The 6,790-nt window shown below is 69.4% G+C and carries 5 protein-coding genes and 1 pseudogene; 4 read left to right on the top strand and 2 right to left on the bottom strand.

Features of this window, described 5'->3' with window-relative positions; all coding sequences use genetic code 11:
- Positions 1–270, bottom strand: a pseudogene (locus NBZ83_RS28700) (hypothetical protein); the annotation flags it as partial.
- A gap of 321 nt (positions 271–591) precedes the next feature.
- Positions 592–1,044 (bottom strand): deaminase, encoded by a 453-nt coding sequence (locus NBZ83_RS28705; protein ID WP_055752713.1) that lies wholly within the window; start codon positions 1,042–1,044, stop codon positions 592–594.
- Between the two features lie 647 nt (positions 1,045–1,691).
- Between NBZ83_RS28705 and fxlM (NBZ83_RS28710) the strand changes: the two genes are divergently transcribed.
- The 4 genes from fxlM (NBZ83_RS28710) to NBZ83_RS28725 all read left to right on the top strand — a co-directional run.
- Positions 1,692–3,059: a methyltransferase, FxLD system gene (gene fxlM, locus NBZ83_RS28710; RefSeq protein ID WP_256790414.1), complete on the top strand. Its 1,368-nt coding sequence runs from the start codon at positions 1,692–1,694 to the stop codon at positions 3,057–3,059.
- Positions 3,060–3,347: 288 nt separating this feature from the next.
- Entirely contained in the window at positions 3,348–4,586 is a 1,239-nt protein-coding gene (fxlM, locus tag NBZ83_RS28715; protein ID WP_256790409.1) for a methyltransferase, FxLD system, read from the top strand.
- Entirely contained in the window at positions 4,586–4,720 is a 135-nt protein-coding gene (fxlA, locus tag NBZ83_RS28720) for an FxLD family lanthipeptide (protein WP_256790408.1), read from the top strand. The genes fxlM (NBZ83_RS28715) and fxlA overlap by 1 nt, the downstream gene beginning before the upstream one ends.
- A gap of 76 nt (positions 4,721–4,796) precedes the next feature.
- A partial coding sequence (locus NBZ83_RS28725; RefSeq protein WP_261576191.1) for a lantibiotic dehydratase family protein occupies positions 4,797–6,790 on the top strand: 1,994 nt, incomplete at its 3' end.

Raw genomic sequence — 6,790 nt, forward strand, 5'->3', positions numbered from 1 at the left:
GGGTGGGAGCGGCCAGGTTTCCAGTTGGGACAGCCAAGGGACGGTCATGGTGGCGGCGCCGTCGGGGTCGAGGCCGGTGCGGGCGGCGTGGGCGTTGATGCGGTCGGCGGCCTGCTGCTGGGTCCAGCCGCGGGCCTGCCGGTGGGCGGTGCGGGGGCGTAGCCGGTAGCGGCGGGTGAACTCGACGGCGATCTCGTCGTGGCTCATCCCGACCGCGCGCATCCGTTCCCGCAGCGCGTCCTGTTCCACCCGCTGGCTCGGCCTACTCATGACAACGCCGCACATCCTCTCCGGTCCCGGACACGATCTCGTGTCCGCCACCCACAGCACGAAACCGACCGTTTCACGGTAGTCGACAGGGTCGTGCGTATGGTGCGCTCCTACGGCCTCGCGACCCCGCTGCGACACCACAGCGGAGATGGACGACGCCGTGTCCCGCTCGACGAGCTATGCGGCCTCGCCGGGCGGAGAGCTGACCTTGGCGGCAAGAATCCGTTGGGTACGACGGTCTGCCTCCGTGCTCCCGGTCGGGCCCTGGCCTCCCGAACGACCATGCGCGTATCCCAGCGTGGCAAAGGGGGATAGCGATGGTCAGACGGACAGGTGTGCGTTTATGGCGCGGGCCTGCTCGCCGAGTTCAGACATTTCCACAACGGTGACCCCGGCGGCGGCGAGTAGTTCGTAGCCTTGGCAGTCGGCGACGAAAAGGCTGGGTTCCCGCCAGGCAATGACCACCCGGGGGATCTTCGCTTCCAGGATGAGCTGAGTGCAGGTGCGGGGCCGGGACTTGCGCTGCGAGCAGGGTTCGAGGGTGCTGTAGATCGTCGCGGTGGCGAGCCGGCGGTCGCCGGGTGCGACCTTGGCGAGCGCGGACTCCTCGGCGTGCACCGCCTCGTCGACTTCCCGGGAGAACCCGAACGCGATCTCCTCGTTGTTCTCGTCGACGATGACGGCACCCACCGAGTAGGCGCCGGTGGCCGGTCGGCAGCGGTGAGCGAGTGCGATGGCACGCGTCATCCACCGGTGGTCATCAAACTGGGCCATGAAGGCTCGTCCTTCCTCGGGAGAATCCGGGGGCCGTCGGAGAGTGCGCCGGATAGCCGGCTTGCGCGCTGTCAGACGGTGGTGGCCGTGGGGATCTGCTTCATTGCCTGCCGGAACTCGCGCGCCTGGGGGACAGTCTGCCACCCGTCGGCGGCTTCGCCGTGGTGGCCGCGGTCCGCTGCCAGCTGGCTCTCGCGCGGCGTTCGGATCACCGGACGGCCGCACATGGCGCAGGGCCGGAGTTCCCGTGGCCCCAGCGTCGGCACTCGCCGGGACGCGAGACCCAGGACGGCAGGTCCACCGTGCTCTGGTCGCAGCGGCATCCAGACCAGACGGAAAATCAAGATCAAATCTCTGGGGAACTTGCCGAACAAACTGTCATGATCACGTTGAACAAGTGCACCCCGAGGTCAGCGTTCCCGCAGGTCAGACACCTCTTGGACGACGAAGAAAACGTTCACAGTGGAGGGAATGACTCGCCCCTTGGCGTCAGGCACCCTAGTGACGCCTCACGTCCGACCTGGTTGTGATCTTGGCGGTCTCGCAAGATGCGACACCCTGATCCACCCACGCCGGGGAGGGTGTCAGCATCGTAGGGTCGACAGGCCATCACTCAAGGTCACCATCCGAGTTCGAGGAGAAGCCTGGTGCCTACCTCAGCAACCGAGATCACTCATGATCATTCGGATGCGCAGCCGGCCGATATCCCTCGTTTGCGCGAGGAGCTCATTCGGGAACTGCGCGAGCTGAAGGCGATCGTGACGCCCGAGGTGGAGCAGGCGGTGCGGGCGGTGCTCCGGCACCTGTTCATCCCCGAGGTCCCGGTGGAGAAGGCGTACGCCGCCGAGCACCACTACGTGACGAAGAAGGACGAGCACGGGGTCAGCATCAGTTCGGTGTCCGCCGCGCGGATTCAGGCCATGATGCTGGAGCAGGCCGAGGTACGCCCGGGGATGCGGGTCCTGGAGATCGGGTCGTCGGGATACAACGCGGCGCTTCTCGCTGAACTGGTAGGCGAGGCCGGCCAGGTCACCTCGATCGACATCGATCAGGACGTCATCGACCGGGCAGCCCGACTCCTGCCGGCGGCGGGCTACGAGAACGTCCACCTGCGGCGTACGGACGGGGAGTTCGGTGCGCCGGAGCATGCTCCGTTCGACCGGATCATCGTCACCGTCTGCGCGTGGGACCTGCCCCCGGCCTGGAGTGACCAGCTCGCCGAAGGCGGCCGGCTCGTCGTCCCGCTGCGGATGCGGGGCCTGACCCGCTCGGTGGCCTTCGAGCAGGAGAACGGTCGTCTGGTGGACCGGGGCTACGAGCTGTGCGGCTTCGTGCCCATGCAAGGAGTCGGGGAACGGCGGGAACGACTGGTCTCGCTCCACGGCGACGACGTGCGCCTGCGCCTGGACGACGACCAACAGGCCGACGCCGACGGACTACGTGCCGCCCTGCCGATGCCACGGCAGGAGGCGTGGTCGGGGATCACCGTCGGGAAGAACACCAGGTTCGACGGCCTGTACCTGCTGATGGCCATGACCCTGCCCGACTTCGGCCTGCTGGCCGCGACGAAGGCCGCCATGGACCGCGGCCTGGTCGCCCACTCCTGGGGGCTGGGAGTCCCGACCCTTCTCGACGGGGACAGCTTCGCGTATCTGACCTTCCGTGCCACCAGCGAGGCACGCGAGCAGTTCGAGTACGGCGCCTTCGGCCACGGACCCCACGCCGACACCACCGTCGAGAAGCTGGTCGGCCTCATCAGATCCTGGGACGGCACCAGCCTGAACGCCCGCATTACCGCCTACCCCGCGCACACCCCCGACGAGCTGCTGCCCCCCGACGCCCTTGTCCTCGCCCGACGCCACACCCGCATCGCGATCACCTGGCCATCCCCGGCAGCGGCCAGCGGCAGCGTTCGCAGAGATGAGGAGGGCGCACAGGTCTCTGTGCAGCCCGCAGCACCCTCCGGACGGCGAGTGAGATCGCACCCCGAGGGACCCCCGAAGGCATCGGCATGATCACGCCGAATAAAGCCGAGGATACGGCAGTGTTCGCGCAGGTCAACGGCCTCATAGATGCCGAAGAAGACGTTCGCGGTGGGGGAATGGCTCGTCTCCTGACACCGGCCATCGTGGTGGCGTGCGACACCTACCGTGACTGTGATCTTGGCAGTTGCGCGAGAACGCGGTCGAGGAAGCCGCCATCCTGGGCCATCCGCGCTGGAAAGACCGTCAACGCCAGGAGGGCCGTCCGACCCGCGGCGGCTGTACGCATCGAGAGAGGACACCGTGACGAGCGTCGACACTATGAGTAGTGAGGGTCTCCGGAACGCAATGGTCGACCGGCTGGCTGCCGATCATGCGGCGAAGAGGCTTGTGCTGCGGCCCGAGGTGGAGGCGGCGCTGCGGACCGTTCCCCGCGAGCTGTTCACGCCGGGCCTGCCTCTGGAAGAGGCGTACGACGCGAACACGGCCGTCCTGAAGAAGATGCGCGGCGCGGAAGCGGTCAGCTCCGTGTCGGCGCCGTACCTGATTGCGGAGATGATCGGTCAGGCAGCGAACGCGCTCGGCGGTCTGGAGGGCCGGCACGCGCTGGAAATCGGCAGCGGTGGCTACAACGCGTCACTGCTGCGGGAGTTGGTCGGCCCGTCGGGATCGGTCACGACCGTCGACATCGACCCCGAGGTCACCGGCCGAGCAGCCGCCTGTCTGGCGGCGGCGGGCTACCACGACGTGACCGTGGTGTGCGCGGACGCCGAGCATCCGATCGTGCCCGGTCGCCGCTACGATTTGATCATCGTCACGGTCGGGGCGTGGGACATCCCGCCTGCGTGGCATGATCAGCTTACCGATGACGGTGTGCTGGTCGTGCCGTTGCGCACGTTCGGGATGACCCGGTCGTGGGCGCTGCGACGCCGCGGGGACCGTCTGGTCAGTGAGAGCCGCCGCCAGTGCGGGTTCGTCTCCATGCAGGGCGATGGAGCCCACGAGGTGCGGTACCTCGACATCGCCGACGGTGTCCATCTGCGGCTGGACGAAGACCAGCGGGTCGACCACGACCTCGACGTTGTCGGTGCCCTCCTTACGCAGCCCCGCGAGGAGGCGTGGGTCGGGGTGAGCCTGCCGCCCGCCACCATCCTCGCGGACCTGGATCTGTGGCTGGCAACCCGCCTCATCCACGAGACGCACTTCCTGGTGCTCTCGGCACAGGCGACAGCCGTCAAGTCCGGCGTCGTCGCCCCGGGCTGGCGGTTCGGCACCCCGGCAACCCTCGACGACGACACGTTCACCTACCGGTCGGCGCTGCGCTGGACCGACAGGCGGTTCGATCTCGGCGCCTACGCCCACGGGACCGAGGCCGCCGCGGCGGCCGGGCGGATGGTCGAGCACATGCGTGCGTGGGTGGACGCGGGTCAACCGTCTCCGACGCTCCACGTCCTTCCCGCGCACACCCCTGACGGTGACCTGCCGAACGGGGCGGTCCTGGACAAGCGGCACAGCCGTGTCGTCCTGGCCTTCACCACCAAGGAGAAAGGAACCCCCTGATGGGCGACGAGTACGAGCTGAACCTGCGTCTGGTCGACGCCGGGTCCGTCGCGAGCGGCCACGCCACCAGCACCGACGACGAGTGCGGCTCCGGCAACACGGAGTCGCAAGCCTGCACGACCACCAGCGACTGACACCGTTCATCCCAGGGAGCGCCCGGCCGAAGGCGGCCGGGCCTCCGTCCCCCAACCCGGCGATGCGGAGCCAGACATGTATCGAGCGGTCGACGCGGCGTTGATCAGGGCTGCCTCCTACCCCCGAGATCTGGCGCTGCCCGCGTGGCCCGACCTCACCACGAGCCGGCCCGAGGAGTGGCTGGGATGGCTACGGGAGGTGTGGGCGCTGCCCGAGTTCGCGGCGGCTGTCGAGCAGGCCGCGCCCGACCTGGCCGCCCGCATCATCCGTGCGCTGGCCCACGAGCCCATGGACAGGCGCAGGCTACGGCGCCTCGTCGAGGCGACGGTCCGGTATCTGCTGCGGTGGACGAGCAGGGCGACCCCGTTCGGCAGGTTCGCCGGAGTCGCTCGGGTCGAATTCGGCTCCCGTGCGGCGGTCCGCTGGGGGGATCGGCATCGTGAGGTGACCCGCCCGGATGACCGGTCTATCGCCGATCACGTGACTGTGGCCGAACGCGACCGGGCGATCCTGCGATCGGTCACGGTCGTGACGAACTCTCTGGGGTATCGGCGGGGCGGAGCATGGGTGCTGCCCTGTGCCCGCATTGAAGGCGACCGGGCCTGGGATGTCGAGATCGACCTGACCGGCCCGGTGCGGCTGGCGATCGAGGCAGCCAGCGCCCCCGTCCCGTTCAAGGAACTGGCCGCGACGGTGGCCGACGGACTGGCCGGCAGCGCGGCGGCGGCCGAGGACCTGCTGGCCGCCCTGGTGAACACGGGTGTCCTGCTGTCGGCGATCCGGCCGCCGATGACCGTGACCGATCCGGCCGCGCACCTGGCCCACCACATCGCCCTCCCCGCACCGGACGGCCGGACCACGGTCGATCTGCACGTCGACTGCACGGTGACGCTGCCGCCCGCCGTGGTCCGCGAGGCGCAGGAAGCCGCCGCCGCGCTCGTCGCCGTCGCGCCGCACCTGCCCGGCTGGGCCGCCTACCATGCCGCGTTCAGCGAGAGGTGGGGTCCGGGCGCGGCCGTGCCGCTGGACGATGTCCTGCGCACCTTGGGGTTCCCCGCCGGCTACCGGGGCTCGCGTCGCCGTGACCCGACGACGTTCACCGTCCGGGACAGTCTGCTCGCGACGCTCGCGCAGCAGTCCGCTCTGGATGGCTGCGCCGAGGTGGTCCTGGATGACGATCTGATCGGCCGGCTTCGGGGCGAGGACGACCGGCCACCGATCCCGCACACCGAACTGCGGTTCGCCCTCGACGCCCCGACACCGCACGATCTCGACCGCGGCATGTTCACGTTGACGGTGGTGAGCGGGGCCCGGCATGCGGGCGTCGCCGCTGCCCGGTTCCTGCACCTGCTCACTCCCGCCGAGCGGGAACGTTTCCGCGGCGTCTATACAAGCCTGCCGACCGCTTTACCCGGCGCAGACACCGTGCAGCTATCCGCGCCTCCCCTGGACACCCGACTCACCACTCTTGCCCGCACACCCGAACTCCTTCCGGTCCTGCCCGTCGGCGACTTCCACCCCAACCCGCCCTGGACGCTGAAAGATCTGGCGGTAGCCGGCGACGGCCAGCGGCTGTGGCTGGTGTCGCTCACCACCGGGCGGCCGGTCGAGCCGCTGCTGGTCAACTGCGTGCGGCTGCCGACCATCCAGCAGCCACTCGTCCGCTTCCTCACGGAGATCTGGACGGCATGGACGGCGCCCTGTGCCCGGTTCGACTGGGGACACGCGAGCACACTGCCGTTCCTGCCACAGGTCCGGCGAGGCCGCTCCATCCTGCATCCGGCCCGCTGGACGATCCCCGCGACCGCGCTACCCGCCCGCACCGCACCATGGTCACAGTGGCTGGACACCTGGCACCAGCACCGCGAACCCCGCCAGATCCCGCGGGAGGTGCTGATCGGCGACGACGACGTACGGCTGCGCCTCGACCTGGACCAGAACGCCCACCTTGCCCTGCTGCGCAGCCACCTTGATCGGCATCCGAACGCCGTCCTCACCGAGGCCGGCGGGCGAGCAGGCTGGATCGACGGCAGACCCGCCGAGCTCCTGCTCACCCTCACCCCTGTCTC

Origin of the sequence: Frankia gtarii, assembly GCF_025403375.1 — a bacterium.
Classification (GTDB): Bacteria; Actinomycetota; Actinomycetes; order Frankiales; family Frankiaceae; genus Frankia; species Frankia gtarii.